The organism is Xanthomonas sp. NCPPB 3582, from assembly GCF_041475735.2.
Taxonomy (GTDB): domain Bacteria; phylum Pseudomonadota; class Gammaproteobacteria; order Xanthomonadales; family Xanthomonadaceae; genus Xanthomonas; species Xanthomonas codiaei.
Map to the genome: position 1 here is coordinate 1,414,076 of NZ_CM192968.1, position 16,183 is coordinate 1,430,258.

17 protein-coding genes, 1 tRNA gene and 1 other RNA gene are annotated in these 16,183 nt (G+C 65.2%); 13 read left to right on the plus strand and 6 right to left on the minus strand.

What is annotated here, in order from left to right; genetic code table 11:
- Positions 1-11: 11 nt before the first annotated feature.
- The 9 genes from tolQ to ACCQ05_RS05995 all read left to right on the plus strand — a co-directional run bounded on the left by tolQ (position 12) and on the right by ACCQ05_RS05995 (position 7,175).
- A complete protein-coding gene (gene tolQ / locus ACCQ05_RS05955) occupies positions 12-791 on the plus strand; it encodes a protein TolQ (RefSeq protein ID WP_104539175.1) in 780 nt (259 codons plus the stop codon).
- A 157-nt stretch (positions 792-948) separates the two neighbouring features.
- The gene (tolR, locus tag ACCQ05_RS05960; RefSeq protein ID WP_372393223.1) at positions 949-1,398 is read left to right on the plus strand and encodes a protein TolR; all 450 of its coding nucleotides are present in this window, start codon (positions 949-951) and stop codon (positions 1,396-1,398) included.
- On the plus strand, positions 1,388-2,428 hold the full coding sequence (gene tolA, locus ACCQ05_RS05965; protein ID WP_372393224.1) for a cell envelope integrity protein TolA: 1,041 nt from the start codon (positions 1,388-1,390) through the stop codon (positions 2,426-2,428). Before tolR ends, tolA begins: the two co-directional genes overlap by 11 nt.
- 222 nt (positions 2,429-2,650) lie before the next feature.
- The gene (gene tolB / locus ACCQ05_RS05970) at positions 2,651-3,970 is read left to right on the plus strand and encodes a Tol-Pal system beta propeller repeat protein TolB (protein ID WP_372393225.1); all 1,320 of its coding nucleotides are present in this window, start codon (positions 2,651-2,653) and stop codon (positions 3,968-3,970) included.
- 57 nt (positions 3,971-4,027) lie between these two features.
- On the plus strand, positions 4,028-4,546 hold the full coding sequence (gene pal / locus ACCQ05_RS05975; RefSeq protein WP_029220381.1) for a peptidoglycan-associated lipoprotein Pal: 519 nt from the start codon (positions 4,028-4,030) through the stop codon (positions 4,544-4,546).
- A 6-nt stretch (positions 4,547-4,552) separates the two neighbouring features.
- Positions 4,553-5,371: a tol-pal system protein YbgF gene (ybgF, locus tag ACCQ05_RS05980; RefSeq protein WP_372393226.1), complete on the plus strand. Its 819-nt coding sequence runs from the start codon at positions 4,553-4,555 to the stop codon at positions 5,369-5,371.
- Between the two features lie 41 nt (positions 5,372-5,412).
- Positions 5,413-6,096: a 7-carboxy-7-deazaguanine synthase QueE gene (queE, locus tag ACCQ05_RS05985; protein WP_372393227.1), complete on the plus strand. Its 684-nt coding sequence runs from the start codon at positions 5,413-5,415 to the stop codon at positions 6,094-6,096.
- A gap of 281 nt (positions 6,097-6,377) precedes the next feature.
- A complete protein-coding gene (gene queC, locus ACCQ05_RS05990) occupies positions 6,378-7,052 on the plus strand; it encodes a 7-cyano-7-deazaguanine synthase QueC (protein WP_228961368.1) in 675 nt (224 codons plus the stop codon).
- Between the two features lie 47 nt (positions 7,053-7,099).
- A tRNA-Lys gene (locus ACCQ05_RS05995) sits at positions 7,100-7,175 on the plus strand.
- 141 nt (positions 7,176-7,316) lie between these two features.
- Here ACCQ05_RS05995 and ACCQ05_RS06000 read toward each other — a convergent pair.
- Positions 7,317-7,634, minus strand: a complete 318-nt coding sequence (locus tag ACCQ05_RS06000; RefSeq protein ID WP_228961369.1) for a hypothetical protein — start codon at positions 7,632-7,634, stop codon at positions 7,317-7,319.
- 476 nt (positions 7,635-8,110) lie between these two features.
- Between ACCQ05_RS06000 and ACCQ05_RS06005 the strand changes: the two genes are divergently transcribed.
- Entirely contained in the window at positions 8,111-9,118 is a 1,008-nt protein-coding gene (locus ACCQ05_RS06005; RefSeq protein WP_104539183.1) for a sensor histidine kinase, read from the plus strand.
- Positions 9,115-9,477 carry a response regulator gene (locus tag ACCQ05_RS06010; protein WP_104539184.1) on the plus strand — a complete coding sequence of 121 codons (363 nt, stop codon included), beginning with the start codon at positions 9,115-9,117 and terminating at the stop codon, positions 9,475-9,477. The genes ACCQ05_RS06005 and ACCQ05_RS06010 overlap by 4 nt, the downstream gene beginning before the upstream one ends.
- A gap of 251 nt (positions 9,478-9,728) precedes the next feature.
- Here ACCQ05_RS06010 and ACCQ05_RS06015 read toward each other — a convergent pair whose 3' ends face one another.
- Positions 9,729-9,935 carry a hypothetical protein gene (locus ACCQ05_RS06015; RefSeq protein ID WP_167394408.1) on the minus strand — a complete coding sequence of 69 codons (207 nt, stop codon included), beginning with the start codon at positions 9,933-9,935 and terminating at the stop codon, positions 9,729-9,731.
- A gap of 180 nt (positions 9,936-10,115) precedes the next feature.
- Between ACCQ05_RS06015 and ACCQ05_RS06020 the strand changes: the two genes are divergently transcribed.
- Both ACCQ05_RS06020 and ACCQ05_RS06025 read left to right on the plus strand, forming a co-directional pair.
- Positions 10,116-10,826, plus strand: coding sequence for an rRNA pseudouridine synthase (locus tag ACCQ05_RS06020; protein ID WP_372393228.1), 711 nt, complete (start codon positions 10,116-10,118; stop codon positions 10,824-10,826).
- 1,386 nt (positions 10,827-12,212) lie between these two features.
- A non-coding RNA gene (locus tag ACCQ05_RS06025) (sX9 sRNA) lies at positions 12,213-12,288 on the plus strand.
- A gap of 105 nt (positions 12,289-12,393) precedes the next feature.
- On the opposite strand, the gene ACCQ05_RS06030 is transcribed toward ACCQ05_RS06025, so the two are convergent.
- The 4 genes from ACCQ05_RS06030 to ACCQ05_RS06045 all read right to left on the minus strand — a co-directional run bounded on the left by ACCQ05_RS06030 (position 12,394) and on the right by ACCQ05_RS06045 (position 16,110).
- The gene (locus ACCQ05_RS06030) at positions 12,394-12,798 is read right to left on the minus strand and encodes a response regulator (RefSeq protein WP_372393229.1); all 405 of its coding nucleotides are present in this window, start codon (positions 12,796-12,798) and stop codon (positions 12,394-12,396) included.
- Positions 12,799-12,876: 78 nt separating this feature from the next.
- Positions 12,877-13,359, minus strand: coding sequence for a hypothetical protein (locus ACCQ05_RS06035; protein WP_228962917.1), 483 nt, complete (start codon positions 13,357-13,359; stop codon positions 12,877-12,879).
- A gap of 137 nt (positions 13,360-13,496) precedes the next feature.
- On the minus strand, positions 13,497-15,299 hold the full coding sequence (gene recQ, locus ACCQ05_RS06040; RefSeq protein ID WP_228962918.1) for a DNA helicase RecQ: 1,803 nt from the start codon (positions 15,297-15,299) through the stop codon (positions 13,497-13,499).
- Positions 15,300-15,561: 262 nt separating this feature from the next.
- Positions 15,562-16,110 (minus strand): Dps family protein, encoded by a 549-nt coding sequence (locus tag ACCQ05_RS06045; RefSeq protein ID WP_104539188.1) that lies wholly within the window; start codon positions 16,108-16,110, stop codon positions 15,562-15,564.
- Positions 16,111-16,183 lie beyond the last annotated feature (73 nt).

Sequence of the window (16,183 nt, forward strand, 5' to 3'; positions counted from 1 at the left end):
GGAACGAACGGATGTCGATTGCATTGCTCCTGGCCCTGCAGGACACGGTAGTGGAAGCACTGCCGCAGGAAGTCACCGCGGCCGCGGCGCAAACCGCCACGGCGGCGCATAACAGCAGCATCAACTACGTGGACCTGATCCTGCGGGCCAGTATCCCGGTCAAGATCATCGTGCTGTTGCTGCTGATCGGTTCGTTCATCAGCTGGGTGATCATTTTCCGCAAGGCGCGCGCGTTCAAGCTGGCCAATCGCGAGGCCGACGAGTTCGAGAACCGCTTCTGGTCGGGTGCCGATCTGGCCAAGCTGTACGCCTCGGCCACCGACCGCAACCGCAGCGTCGGTGGCCTGGAAGCGATGTTCGAAAGCGGCTTTCGCGAATTCTCGCGGCTGCGCGACCGCCGCCGCCTGGATGCGCGCGTGCAGCTGGAAGGTGCCCAGCGCGCCATGCGCACCACCTTCACCCGCGAAGTCGATCAGCTCGAGCGCAACCTGGAACTGTTGGCCAACATCGGCTCCACCGCGCCGTATGTCGGCCTGGTCGGTACCGTGTTCGGCATCATGGTGACCATGCACGACATGGTCAGCAGCGGCGAGCAGGCCGGCATCGCGGCGGTGGCGCCGGGTATCTCCGAAGCGCTGTTCGCCACCGCCATCGGCCTGTTCGTGGCGATCCCGGCGGTATGGGCCTACAACCGCTTCACCACCCGCGTGGAACGGCTGTCGGTGCGCTATGAAACCTTCGCCGACGAGTTCAGCTCCATCCTGCAGCGCCAGGCCGGCGCGGACGAGTGATGCGCGCTCCCGGCATGCATCCGCGCGGTTTGGTGCGGGAGGTGGCCGGGCGAGCCAGTCGCGTCGATGCACAGCGCCCTGCGCGGCGGTCCCTCTCACGGGCGCCGCGCGACTCCGCTGCCGCCCGGCGCCGAGGATCAATTAGGAACGTTTCGCGATGATTTCCGGTATTTCCCGCCGCAAGAAGCGCAAGCTCAAATCCGACATCAACGTCGTGCCGTACATCGACGTGATGCTGGTGCTGCTGATCATCTTCATGGTGACCGCACCACTGCTGACTCTGAGCACCGACGTCAACCTGCCGAGCTCGCGCGCCAAGGCGCTGGACAGCAAGCAGGACCCGGTGATCGTGGTGGTGGCGGCCGATGGGCAGCTGGCCCTGCAATTGCCCAAGGGCAAGCCGCAGGCGATGGACGTGGCGGCGCTGCAGGCGCAGCTGGCCGCCATCGTGGCCCAGGACAAGGACGCGCGCGTGGTGGTGGCCGGCGATCGCGCAGCGCCGTACCAGAAGATCATGGACGCCATCGATGTGCTCAAGCAGGCCAAGGTCGAGAAGGTCGGCCTGATTTCCGACTCCGGCGGCACCGCAGGCAGCGATGCACGCTGACGCATTCCCCACCCAAGGTGCGCGCGAGGACGGCTGGCTGCGGCCGGTGGTCCTGGCCCTGGTCGTGCACGTACTGGTCGCGCTGGTGTTCATCGCCGGCTGGCTGTGGTCGCCGGAACGTTCGGTGGAACCGGCCGCAGGCGATCCCAGCATGGAGGCCTCGCTGGACGTCTCCGCCGCCGAGGCGCGCGTGGCGCGCCAAGCGCTGAAGGCCACCCCGGTGGAGGCGCCGCCGCCACCGGCACCATTGCCCGAGCCCGCACCGGAAGACAGCGTGCCGCCGCCGCAGCCGATTCCCGAGCCGCGCCCGCAGGACGCGCCCACCCCGCAGCAGGCGCAGGCGCAGGAGCGCGTGGCCCAGCCGGACAAGGTCGACCAGGACAAGGTCGATGCCTTGGCCGTTTCCGCCGAAAAGGCCAAGCAGGAACAGGAAGCCAAGCGCCGCCAGGAGCAGATCGACCTGACCGAGCGCAAGCGCCAGGAAGAGGCCGAGCAGAAACTGCGCCTGGCCAAGCAGCAGGAAGAAGCCGACGCCAAGAAGAAGCAGGCTGCGGCGCAGCAGGCGGCCGCCGACGCCGAGCGCGAGAAGAAGATCGCCGAGATCCGCCGCCAGCGCGAGCAGGCCACCAAGGAAGCGGCACTGGCCGAGCAGAAGTTGCGCCAGGTCGCCGCTGCGCGTGCGCAGCAGGCCTCTGCCGCCGCGGCGACCAGCGCGCAGCCGACCGCAGGGCAGGGCGGGACCAGTACCGACCTGTCGGCCAAGTACGCCGCCGCGATCCAGCAGAAGGTGCTGGCGCAGTGGGTGCGTCCGCCATCGGTGCCGCCCGGCCAGAAGTGCACCATCAACATCCGTCAGCTGCCCGGTGGCAGCGTGATGGAGGCCAAGGTCGCGCCGGGCTGCCCGTACGACGAGGCGGGCCAGCGCTCGATCGAAGCGGCGGTATTGAGCGCGCAGCCGCTGCCGTATCGCGGCTTCGAATCGGTGTTCCAGCGCAACCTGACCTTCGTGTTCACCGCGCAGGATCAGTAATCGCCGCATGCCGCCCCGGGCGTCGGTGATCGACGTCCGCTGGCGCCAGGTCGCGCGCGGCAGGCCGCAGGCGATCTGGCGCGATCTGCCCCCAGGCCTCACGGAGATGTCTTCCCGTTGTTCGCTCGCTCCATTTTCACGCTGTCGCGTTCACGATTGCGAGTATGTTCACTCGCTGATTGGTATCCCTTGCCCACTTTTCCTGCCCGATCCGAGCCGTCCATGAAAAAACCGCTGCGTTGGCTAGCCGCCCTGACTGCCCTGTTGTTGCCGCTGAGCGCACTCGCGCAACAGCAAGGGCTCACCATCGATATCGTCGGCGGTAGCGCCTCGGCCACCCCGATCGCCGTCATCCCCATGCCCTATCAGGGCTCTGGAGCCGCGCCGCAGACCGATGTGTCGGCCGTGGTCGGTGCCGACTTGGATCGTTCCGGCCAGTTCCGCACGCTGCCTGCCGCACAGATCGTCGAAAAGCCGACCCGCGGTACCGAGGTGCAGTTCCAGACCTGGCGCACGCTCAAGCAGAACTACATCGTGGTTGGTCGTGTGATGGACGCGGGCGAGGGTGCCTATCGCGTCGAGTACGAACTGTTCGACGTGGCCAAGGGCGAACGCTTGCTCGGCCTGGCCATGACCGCGCGTGCCAACGCGATGCGCGATGTCTCGCATCAGATGGCCGATGCGATCTACGAAAAGATCACCGGGGTGCGCGGCGCATTCTGGACCCGCATCGCCTACGTGACCGCCAGCGGCAAGGGCGGCGCCATGCGCTATGCGCTGATGGTGGCCGATTCGGATGGCTACAACCCGCAGACCATCGTGCGGTCGGCCGAGCCGCTGCTGTCGCCGAACTGGAGCCCGGACGGCAAGAAGCTGGCCTATGTGAGCTTCGAGCGCGGCAATTCCTCGATCTATCTGCAGGACATCGCCACCGGCGCCCGTGAATTGGTGTCCAGCTTCCGTGGCATCAACGGCGCGCCGGCGTTCTCGCCCGATGGCCGCCGCCTGGCGCTGGCCCTGTCGCGCAGCGGCAACCCCGAGATCTACGTGATGGACCTGGGCAGCAAGCAGTTGACCCAGCTCACCAACCACTTCGGCATCGACACCGAGCCGACCTGGGCACCGGACGGCGGCAGCATCTACTTCACCTCCGATCGCGGCGGTCGTCCGCAGATCTACCAGGTGGCCGCCAGCGGCGGCAGCGCCAACCGCGTGACCTTCCAGGGCAACTACAACGCCACCGCCAGCGTCTCGTTCGACGGCAAGAAGATCGCCGTGGCGCAGGGCAGCGGCAATAGCTACCGCATCGCGATGATGGACCGCAGCCTGGGTTCGCCGAGCTGGAGCACGCTGTCGCCGGGTTCGCTGGACGAATCGCCGAGCTTTGCGCCTAACGCCAGCATGGTGCTGTACGCAGCACGCGAGGGTGGTCGCGGCGTGCTGTACGCGGTCTCTTCCGACGCTCGGGTCCGCCAGCGCCTGGTCCTGGCCGACGGCGATGTGAGAGAACCCGCATGGGGGCCTTACCGAACCGCGCATTAATGTTAATATTTCGCTGCGTTAAACCACTCATTGGCCCAGAGCCTCCATAGGTATCCCATGAACAAGTCCACCCGCGTCTTGCTTGTCTCCCTGTTGTCCGTTGCCGTGCTGGCCGGTTGCTCCAAGAAGGTGAAGGAAACTCCGCCTCCGGCAACCGATACCACCGCCGGTTCCTCCGTGCCTACCGGTCCGTCCACCTCCGGCCTGTACGGCCCGGGCGACCTGGATACCGATGCTTGCCTGCGCCAGCGCGTTGTCTACTTCGATCTGGATCAGGACTCCCTGAAGCCGGAATTCCAGGCCATCATGGCGTGCCACGCCAAGTACCTGCGTGACCGTCCCTCCTCGCGCATCACCCTGCAGGGCAATGCCGACGAACGCGGTTCGCGCGAGTACAACATGGGTCTGGGCGAGCGTCGCGGCAATGCCGTGTCGTCGGCGCTGCAGGCTGCCGGCGGTTCGGCCAGCCAGCTGACCGTGGTCAGCTACGGCGAAGAGCGTCCGGTCTGCACCGAAACCAGCGAAAGCTGCTGGTCGCAGAACCGTCGCGTCGAAATCGTGTACACGGCTCAGTAAGAAGCGATGCGCTTTCGAGTGACATCCCTGTTCGTCGCGGCGGCCCTCGTGGTCGCCGCGCCGGCATACGCCCAGCGAGCCAGTCTCGCTGATCGTGTGGCCGTGCTCGAGCAACAGCAGGCCAACAGCCAGGCCAACAACGATCTTCTCAACCAGCTGCAGCAGGCGCGTTCGGACCTGCAGGCATTGCGGGCGACCGTTGAACAGCTGCAGCACGATAACGAGCAACTCAAGCAACAGTCCAAGGACCAGTATCTGGACCTGGACGGACGTCTGAACCGGTTGGAAGGTGCTGGCGGCGCAACGCCTCCGCTGCCTTCTGCCACTGGCAGCGTCCCCCCAGCCCCGGCTCCGGCCGCGCGGCCTGCAGCGGCGGCCACTTCCGAAAAGCCGCCCACCGTTCATGGCGACCCGGGCACCCTGGCCGTCAGCAACGAAGAACGCACGGCCTACAATGTCGCGTTCGACGCGTTGAAGAATGGCAAGTACGACGATGCGTCGCAGCTGTTCCTGAGTTTTCTCGAGCTGTATCCCAACGGCGTCTACACCCCCAACGCCTTGTATTGGCTGGGTGAGAGTTATTACGCCACCCGCAATTTCCAGCTGGCCGAGGCGCAATTCCGCGATCTGGTCAGCCGCTATCCAACGCATGACAAGGCCGCTGGCGGCCTGTTGAAGCTTGGCCTGTCGCAGTACGGTGCGGGCAAGAACAACGAAGCCCAGCAGACCTTGCAGCAGGTGGCAGCGCAGTATCCCGGCACCGACGCCGCGCGCGTTGCGCAGGAGCGCCTGCAGTCCATCCGCCTCGGTCAGCAACTGCGCTGAACCCGCGCACCCGCGCCTTTGGCGCAGCGCATACTTTGCCCATGAATGCCGCCGCCGTCCCCAGCGAGATCGTCCAGTCGCCCTTGCCGCGGCTGAAGATCACCGAGATTTTTCTTTCCTTGCAAGGCGAGGCCGAAGCGGCCGGCTGGCCGACCGTGTTCGTGCGCCTGACCGGCTGCCCGCTGCGCTGTACCTACTGCGACACGGCGTACGCCTTCCATGGCGGTCAGTGGCATGACATCGACGCCATCGTTGCCGAGGTCATCAGCCACGGCGTGCGCCATGTCTGCGTGACCGGTGGCGAGCCGCTGGCGCAAAAGCGCTGCCTGGCGCTGCTGCAGCAGCTCTGCGATGCCGGCTTGGATGTCTCGCTGGAAACCTCCGGCGCGCTGGACGTGGCGGGGGTCGATGCGCGCGTGTCGCGGGTCGTGGATATCAAGACCCCTGAATCGGGCGAGGCGCATCGCAACCGTTGGGACAACCTGCCGCTGCTGACTGCGCGCGACCAGATCAAGTTCGTGATCTGCAGCCGTGCCGATTACGAGTGGGCGCGCACCTGCGTTGCCGAGCACGTGCTGGACCGCCGCTGCACGGTGTGGTTCTCGCCCAGCAAGGGCCAGGTGAGCGCACGCGAACTGGCCGACTGGATCGTCGCCGACCGGCTGCCGGTGCGCTTCCAGATGCAGTTGCACAAGATTCTCTGGGACGACGAACCGGGGCGTTGAGGTCAGCTGACGCGTTATCGCCTCGGCGACTCCAGCCTGATATCCACGAATCCCGCGCGCCCCCTGGAACTTGCGCGCAGGCATTGCGATAGCGTTGGGGAGTCGTCGCCTTGCCGCGCGAAGTATGGCGCGGCCTGTCACCGGGCTGATCGCCTCATGCAGCGACCGTCGCGATGAATTCGTACGGCCATTGGCGGGGGGCTTCGTTCCACCTGCCGCGCTACCTCCTCGCTGGCCGACCCTGCTAGCCTTTCCGTTCTGCTGTCATCGTCCGATCCGTCATGAAGAAAGCCGTTGTGTTGTTGTCCGGGGGCATGGATTCCGCCGCCGTCATTGCGCTTGCCCAGGAGCAGGGTTTTGCCGTGTACGCACTGAGCGTGCGCTATGGCCAGCGGCATACCTCCGAACTGGATGCCGCCGCTCGGGTGGCTGCGGCACAGGGTGTGGTGGCGCACAAGCTGGTCGACGTGGATCTGCGCAGCATCGGCGGCTCGGCGCTGACCGACGACATCGAAGTACCTGAGGCCGGTGGCGATGGAATCCCGGTCACCTACGTGCCGGCGCGCAACACCATCATGCTGTCGCTGGCGCTGGGCTGGGCCGAAGTGGTCGGCGCCAACGACCTGTTCTGCGGCGTCAATGCGGTCGATTATTCCGGCTATCCGGATTGCCGGCCGGAATTCGTGCGGGCATTCGAGGTGCTGGCCAACCTGGCGACCAAGGCCGGCGTGGAAGGCGCGGGCCTGCGCGTGCATGCGCCGCTGCAGTTCCTGAGCAAGGCCGACATCGTCCGTGAGGGCGTGCGCCTGGGCGTGGATTTCGGCCTGACCGTGTCCTGCTACCGCGCCGACGCCGAAGGGCGCGCCTGCGGCCACTGCGACGCCTGCCGATTGCGTGCCGCCGGCTTCGCCGATGCGGGCGTCCCGGACCCCACCCACTACGCCATTTCGCCTTGACGCCTGGGTAGGGTAGAATGCGCACCCCGACGCGCAGTCGGGGCAGTGGGCCGTTAGCTCAGTCGGTAGAGCAGAAGACTTTTAATCTTTTGGTCGATGGTTCGAATCCATCACGGCCCACCATTTCAATCCGCAGTGCAGCTGGCGCCGATGGCGCCTTTTTTGTGCGTTTGCGCTTTGCGGCCGCTGCCGCTGCCGCTGCCGCGGCGATATCCATTCAGCGTCGCTCGACCGCTGGAACGCTTCGAGCCTGGGATGAGACGATCAGCCTCGGCAGATCCATTTGCCGGTGACCTTGAAGGTCTTTGCGTTGATCGCACGCGTATTGACCTGCCCGAGCTGCACGCTCTTGGTCTGCGGAAATGCGTCCCGGCATTGAGCGGCGCCATCGGCCCACTGGTGATTGAAGACTTCGATCCTGCTCGGGCCGCCACTGGTGAGCGAAGTCATCTGCTCGGTACGGGAAACGACATGAATGGTCTTGGCAGATGCTGCGGTGGCGAGCGTAGAACAGCAGACGATTCCAAAAGCCAAAATGGAGCGCTGAAAGGTTTTTCCAAACGAGAAGGTCGGCGTTTTCATCGGCGATGATCCGAAAGAGGGGAGGGTGCTGGTGGAAAATCGCCGCGAGGCTACGACGCGGATAAGACGCCGACGTGACGGGCGGCTTGCGCGACGGATGGGTTATTGCGACGTTCAGCGTTGCGGAGTCTGGTGCCGCAACCTGCGCAAAGCAGCGTGCCGCGCGATGTTCGGTTGACCGGCAGGCGCGCAGTTACGGCTCCGTCATGCAGACGGTCGAGCGGGCCGGAAGGGTGGCGATATGTCGCCTCGCTGCACCAGCCACCTATCGGCGTGTGATCGTCGCAACGGAGCCGAGCGGACACGGCGTTCTGCCCTGCTCAACGCATCGGGTGCGAGTGTTTTCGATTTGGATACGCGTCGCAAAACTTTTGGTAGATATGCTTTTTCAAGCAATCCTCGCTTCCGCGGCGGCATGATCGTGCGTTCACAGCTAGCGCTCTATTGTTTGCTCCAATTTCAGGACCACGACGTGAATGGCCGCGCATCAGGAAGACGCCGCAAGGTCGCGGATCTACGAGGCCTTGTTGCAGGCAACGCCGGATCTTTTATACGTGTTCGATACCCAGCATCGCTTCGTCTACGCCAACCAGGCGCTACTGACGATGTGGGGCATGCGCTGGGAGGACGCCGACGGAAAGACATGTCTCGAGCTGGGCTATGAGCCCTGGCATGCGGCGATGCACGACGAGGAGATCGAACGGGTGATCGCCACCGGCCAGCCGATACGCGGCGAGGTGCCGTTCCCGCATACGGTCAAGGGCCTGCGCATCTACGACTACATCTTTACGCCAGTGTTCGGGCCCGATGGCGAGGTCGAGGCGATCGCCGGGGCAACGCGCGACATCACCGAGCACAGGCAGCACGCGCAACATCTGCAATTGCTGATCAACGAGCTCAACCATCGGGTCAAGAATTCGCTGGTGATGGTGCAGTCCTTGGCGCGTCAGTCGTTCGGCAATGCCCACAGCCTTGCCGACGCCCAGGACAAGATCGATGCGCGCCTGCTGGCCTTGTCGCGCGCGCACGACACCTTGACCCGGGAAAACTGGGTCAGCGCCGATATCCTGGAGCTGACGCGCGACGCGGCGGCACTTTACGAATCGCGCGACAGCCAGCGATTCATCCTGCACGGTGAGTCCTGTCACCTGGATCCACGCCGCGCGCTGGCGCTGTCGATGGCGCTGCACGAGCTGTGCACCAATGCGCTCAAACACGGCGCCTTGTCCTCGTCCGAAGGCAAGGTGCAGATCGTATGGGAGCGCTGCGTGCGCGATGGCCAGGAGGTCCTGGAACTCACCTGGCAGGAGTCCGGTGGCCCGACCGTGCGGGCCCCTGCGCGCAAGGGGTTCGGCTCGCGGCTGCTGGAGCGTGGCCTGAAGCACGATCTCAAGGGAGAAGCGCAGCTTGCCTTCGATCCTGACGGCGTGCGTTTCCAGGTTTCGATCCCATTGCCGACTGTACCCGCCGAGATGCAGCCATGAGCATGCGTGTATTGCTGGTCGAGGACGAATCCCTGGTGGCGATGCTGCTGGAGGATTGCCTGGTCGAACTGGGCTATGACATCGCCGCGACCGTTGGCGACGTCGATGCCGCGCTCGAGGTGGTGCGGCAGGGCAACCTGGATCTGGCGGTGCTGGATGTCAATCTGGGAGGTACGCTCTCGTTTCCGATCGCAGAAGCATTGGACGCGTGCGGCGTGCCCTATCTGTTCGTCACCGGCTACGCGCAGAGCGGGATCCCGGAGAAGTTTCGCCATCGGCATGGGTTGCAGAAACCGTTCCAGTTTCGCGACCTGCAAAACGCCTTGTCGGCGCTGGAGCGCAGGGCCAGCGCCGACTGAGGCTGGCCGTCACCGGGACCACAGCGGCAGTGCTATCACCGGGGGCAGTGGCGCCTGCACGCGTGCGGGGCGACGTCCATTCCTGGCCATGGCGCGGACGCGGTGGACACGGTGCCTGTCTCGTCGGTGCACCGGCAGCGGGTCAACGCAAAAACAACAACGTCGGCATGCCCTGTGCAGCGCGATCCAGGTACTGCGCGTGAGCAATAGCCGATGCCGCTGCCATCGGGTCCACGCGTTGACGTCGTAGATCAATTTTCCAGTGCGGCCAGCACTTCGGCATGCAGCTGCTGGGCACCGGCTTCGCTGTTGAAGCGTGCAAAGACCTCTTCGCCGGAGAGCAGGCCGACCCGAACCGAATGGCAGTACGAGCCGAAACTTTCGCCGGCGTTGAACGGATCGCTGATGACGGAGATATGGTTGAGCCGTACCCGGGTGGTGCCGAACTTGATGAACATCTGCGATCTCCTGAGTGAGCGCCGAGTGTCCCACTTTGCAGCGCATGGCAGAAGCATGCGTGCGATGCGGCGCCACGACGCGGCGGCACGCGCCAGTATCGCCACTGGCCAGGCAGCCCACGCCTCACGCAGCCGGCGACCCAGCACGTACACTGCCGTCCCCGATGCCGAGCCTGCCCGATGTCCGATCCCATCCGTCTGGATAAATGCGTTGCCGCGCACGTGGGTTGCTCGCGGGGCGAGGCGCAGCAGTACATCGAGGGTGGCTGGGTCAGCGTGGACGGGGTGGTGGTCGAGGAACCCCAGGCCCTGGCCACTGCCGCACAGGTGACGCTGGCGCCGGATGCGGTGCTCGAACCTGCCGAGCCCGCCACCCTGCTACTGCACAAGCCTGCGGGGATCACGTCGGCTGCAGCGATGGCACTGGCAAGTCCGGCAACCCGCAGCGAGATGGACCTGTCGGAGGTACGCGTGCTCAAGCGGCACTTCGCGCGTCTCAGCGCGCCGCTACCGCTGGAGGACGCGGCCAGCGGCCTGCTGGTGCTGAGCCAGGATGGCCGGGTGCTGCGCAGATTGACGGCCGACGCGCATTCGATCGAGCAGGAGTTTCTGGTGGAAGTGCGGGGCGAGCTACGTCCATACGGTATGGCGCGCCTGGCACAGGGTCTGGTCTATCAACAGCGCAGTCTGCCGCCGTGCAAGGTGAGCTGGCAGAACGAAGAACGGCTCCGTTTTGCGATCAAGCAGGTACAGCCGGGGCAGCTCCGCTTCATGTGCAGCGAGGTGGGACTTGAGGTGGTCAGCATCCGCCGGCTACGCGTGGGACGCGTGCCGTTGGGCAAGTTGGCCATTGGCCAGTGGCGCTATCTGCCTGCAGGCGAACGCTTCTGAGCCCGGCTTGCGCTAGGCCGCTGCCGCCTGCAAGCAGGCAGCGCAGGCGGAAAGGTTGCAGCGATTCATTTGGATGTTGCAGGCGGCGCGTGTCGCAGTCGTGTGCTCGCTGCAATGCCGTCCGCACTGACCACGATTCCAGCCTCGTGCCCAAGACCGCGGTTCAGAACCGCGGAAAGAGCGTGCGTGGTGGGCCAAAGTCGATGAGGGTTTCAAGGCGATGCTTGAGCAATCGATCATGGGCACACCAGTCGCGCAGTATTCTGTTGTCTATCGGTCGATCGAACGCCAGATTGGTGCCGGAGCAGTGCCGCCTGATCGTCCGTCGTACCTCACACACCGGCATCTGCCGAGCGGTGCGTGCAGCTCACTTCTTGTTGCGCTTTTTCTTGGCGCGGGTCACCAGCCAGATCACTACGGCAATGATGCCGATGACCAGGATGACGAAAGCTGGTGAGAGAAATGCATTGTCGCCCATGAGGATCTCCTGAAATCGTCTGCAGCGAATCACTGCACTGACGTTAGCCTAGCGAGCGGCCTGCTTGATCGCGTGAAATGCGTTGAATCGGCGAGCAGCCACATCGTGCGCGTGCTTGGCATGATGATGGGTTCGATACCGTGTCGATCGGCAGGATCGCAATGAGCAAGCCTGCGTCGATGATGTTGATGATGTCGCAAGCGCCTTGTCGTGCTGCCCTTGCAGTGTCTGGATGGGCGATGCGTATGTCATGCAACGGCAACTGCACTCCAGCGCGAAGACACGCACGCCGAAGCACGCCACAGATGACGAACAGGGCCACGCTGGCGATGTACCCATGACCGACGATGTACCGGCAAGGGCGTGCTCAGCGCCTCGCGAGTCGAGCGGCCCAACAGGCCTCGCGTCCGGTAGCGGCAGTTTAAGTGAGACATGCATCACGTAAATCGGGGCTGCGCTGACGTGGAGTCGGGAGTTTCCTGACGTGTGGTGACTGGATGACGTTTGCAGGTGGGGTGGACGCTGCTGCGATGATGGCGTGCGATGTGCGCTGGCCATGCATGGCGGCGCTCGGCGAGAAAGACGCAGGAATATCCAAGCGTTTGACCGTTGATGCACGTGCACGCCTCGCTTCAAATCGACCGCATCGTGCCTCTCGACGCTTAGGCTTCAGCGTTTCCCGTGCTGTGCGCCACCTGCGGTCGTGGTTTCGACCCGGCAGGCGGGGATGCCGCGATCACCGCACTGCATCGGCTCACCGTTGCCTGGACGGCTGCTGATTAGTTGTCGCTCACTGTGCCGCGACCTTTGCGCCTGCTTGGCTACGCCGTATGGGTATCAGCACTTGGAGCAGCTAGCAAAACGACTGCGCTCACCGCCAGGCGGGCGCGGTCGGTGCTCGGTGCGGCATGTACCACTCATACGCTGCGGTTCCTCCGCGCCGTCCGCACCCACCTGACGACCGCTCGCCACGCTCTGTTAGCCGCTCTCAACCGCCGGGACAGTTGCGCTCGATGACGGACAACGTGCCGACGAGCGTGGCGGCTGTCATGCAGTGCTTGCAGCAGTCGTTGAATCGCGGGCCTGGTATCACGCGCCGGGCGTGGCGAGCATGCGGCGCTTGGCCATCACGCTGCGGATGGCGGTGAGCAATTGCTCGGGGGTATAGGGCTTTTCCAGGAACGCCACGCCGTCGGGCAGGATTTCTTCGACGTATTCGACCGCCAATCCGGAGGTCAACAGTACCGGCAGGTTGTACGGAGCGTGCGCCGTCTTCAGCGCCAGATCGACACCCGTCAGGCCGCCTGGAAAATGGATGTCGGAAAACAATACATCCACGCGTGGGTCGCTTTCGATCAACGCCAGCGCTTCTTCGACCGAACCGGCGCTGCGGCAGGTAAAGCCGTAACTTTCCAGGACAAGGCAGCTGAGTTGTCGGGTGCCATCGCCGTCTTCGACAACGAATACAACCGGCCGATCCTTGTTCTGTGACATGAGCATGTCTCGTGAGGCAGGCCACATTCTCAGCGATGCAGCAGTGAATCCCCCGTCAACGCAGACGCAGCCGTATGGTCACCAGCCGAACGGACCGGGACCATAGCCGCCAGGAGCGAAGCGCGGCCCGAAAACAGGTCCTTCGCCGCGGCCGACGCTGATGCTGACGCCGATCTGGTGCGCCTTGCCGTCGTCGTCGTAATAGGTCTTGCAGGAGTTGAGGTTGGCGGCCTGCCAGTTGCTGTTGCCACCGCGACTGGAATAGCCAATGCCGGTCTCGACTGCGCCGTGCAGTTTGCCCTGGCATTGTTCGGCGCGTTCGGCCGCGATCGAGGCCGCGCTCGGGCGTGCCAGTGCAGGCCTGGGGCCGCTCTTGTCGCCATAGAACGTGCCCGGCGGATCGGTGCTGTATTCCGGGTCCGAACGGTACTGCACCGGTGCCTGCGGGACGCTGAGGTCCAGGGCACGGGCGGATGCCGGCTCGGCGCTGGCGTCGCCGTTCTGGGCGAGTGCGCCACCGGCGGCCAATAGAGTGGCCAGGAGAAGCAGACTGCGTTTCATCGGTTCGACTCGACTCAAGGGACTGGCGGCGCGTGCCAGCTCGCCCTGTGAAACTAGCAACGGTTGATTGAATGCCCGCTGTCGATTCAGGCCGCTGGTGTGCCGGCCTGTGGCTCCCGCTGGCACATACGGTTGCATCAGCCTTGCTCGCGCACGATGTCGATCAACTGCGCGCCATAACGGGCCAGCTTGCCACCACCGATGCCGCCCACGCGCGAGAGCGCATCGATACTGGTGGGGCGCTGCTCGGCGATGTTGCGCAGGGTGCTGTCGTGGAAGATGACGAAAGCCGGCACGTTCTGTTCCTTGGCCAGTTCCGCGCGCAGCCCGCGCAGGGCGTTGAACAGCACCAGATCCTGCGGCTGCACCGGCAGGCCGGTCCGCTGTGTGCTGCGGTCGCGCTCGCGGCCGGCCGAAGGGTTCTCCCGTCGCATCATCACCTGGCGCTCGCCCTTGAGCACCTGGCGGCTGGCATCGGTCAGGCGCAGGCCGCCGTGGCCTTCGCTGTCGACCTCCAGCAGGCTGGCGGCCACCAGCTGGCGGAACACGCTGCGCCAGGTGCGTTCGTCCAGGTCGCGGCCGATGCCGTAGGTGCTCAGCTGGTCGTGGCCCAGCTGTTTGATGCGCTCGTTCTCGCTGCCGCGCAGGATGTCGATCAGGTGGCCCACGCCGAAACGCTGGCCGCTGCGATACACGCAGCTGAGCGCCTTCTGCGCCGCCACGGTGGCGTCCCAGGCGGCGGCCGGGGTGAGGCAGTTGTCGCAGTTGCCGCAGGGTTTGGGATAGGTCTCGCCGAAGCCGGCCAGCAGCACCTGGCGGCGGCATTGCATGGATTCGCAATAGCCGAGCAGGTGGTCGAGCTTGGCGCGCTCCAGTCGCTTGCGCTCCTCGGCCGCTTCGCCCTGTTCGATCATCTGCTTGAGCAGCACCACATCGCCCAGGCCGTAGCACAGCCAGGCCTCGGCGGCCTCGCCGTCGCGGCCGGCGCGGCCGGTTTCCTGGTAGTAGCCCTCCAGCGACTTGGGCAGGTCCACGTGCGCCACGAAGCGTACGTCGGGCTTGTCGATCCCCATGCCGAAGGCAATGGTGGCCGCCATGATGATGCCGTCTTCGCGCAGGAAGCGGCGCTGGTTTTCCGCGCGCACCTCGGCGGGCAGGCCGGCGTGATAGGGCAGGGCATTGAAGCCTTGCGCGCACAGTTGCTGGGCGGTTTCTTCCACCTTGCGCCGCGACATCGCGTAGACGATGCCGGCGCAGCCGCGATGGCGGCCCAGGAACTCCTGCAGCTGCTTGCGCGCATTGTCCTTCTGCACCACGGTGTAGCGGATGTTGGGGCGGTCGAAGGAGCTGACGAAGTGGCGCGCGTCCACCAGGTCCAGGCGCTCGGCGATCTCGCGCTGGGTGGGCGGGTCGGCGGTGGCGGTGAGCGCCATGCGCGGGATGTGCGGCCAGCGCTCGTGCAGCACGGTGAGCTGGCGGTATTCCGGGCGGAAGTCGTGACCCCATTGCGAGACGCAGTGGGCCTCGTCGATGGCGAACAGGGCGATGCGGCTGCGCTCCAGCAAGGACAGGAAGCGCTGGGTCAGCAGCCGTTCCGGTGCCACGTAGAGCAGGTCCAGGTCGCCGGACAGCAATGCGCGCTCCACCCGCTGGGCGTTTTCCGCATCCAGGGTGGAATTGAGGAATTCGGCGCGCACGCCGAGCTGGCGCAGCGCCTCGACCTGGTCCTGCATCAACGCGATCAGCGGCGAGACCACGATGCCGACGCCGTCGCGCAACAGTGCCGGGACCTGGTAGCACAGCGACTTGCCGCCGCCGGTGGGCATCAGCACCAGCGCGTCGTTGCCGGCGGCGACGTGTTCGACAATGGCCTGCTGCGGGCCGCGGAAGGCGTCGTAACCGAAGACGCGGCTGAGCAATTCGTGGGCGGGGGAAGACATCGGCCTAGGATACCGCGCGGGTCAAGCCCTGGCCGGTGTGATGCGTGCAGTGTTGCGCACTGGCGGGTCGGGGAACGCCGCGATGCGATGGTGTGCGCCCTACACTGTCTGGAATAGGCGTCCGGCGTTGCGTTGTTCTCGTGGCACAGGAGAGTTCAGGTAGGCGTTGCCTCTGAAACGACCTGGCTTTCGCCGTACCCTCACCCCAACCCCTCTCCCGGCGGGAGAGGGGCTTAAACCCGAAGGGGCGAGGCCCGCGGGTTTACTGCAACAGCGAGCGCAGCATCCAGGCGTACTTTTCGTGGGTCTGCAGGCGCTGGGTCAGCAGGTCCACGGTCGGGTCGTCGCCGGCATCGTCGGCGGTGCCCAGCACCTTGCGCGCGGTGCGGCAGACCGCTTCGTTGCCGCTGACCAGCTGGCGCACCATTTCGCGCCAGTCGGCGCTGTCGCTCAGGCCCGGCTCTTCCGGGATCGAGGTCAGGGCGACGAATTCGCGATACGAGCCCGGCGCGTTATAGCCCAGGGCGCGGATGCGCTCGGCCACTTCGTCCAGCGCTGCCCATTGCTCGGTGTACTGGGTTTCGAACATGGTGTGCAGCGAATTGAACATCGACCCGGTGACATTCCAATGGAAGTTGTGGGTCTTCAGGTACAGGGTGAAGGCGTCGGCCATGTAGCGGGCCAGGCCGTCGGAGATCTGCTTGCGATCGGCGTCCTTGATCCCGATATCGATATGCGGCGCGGATACGGCAGCGGCCGGCAGGGCATCGTTGACGACGACAGGCTTGTTGGCGTTCTTTTTCTTGGACATGGGATGGTCCTTACCGAGGGTTGGATGTCTGGTGGAACAGATATGGCGTCACAATAGACAGGCTAAAGGATCA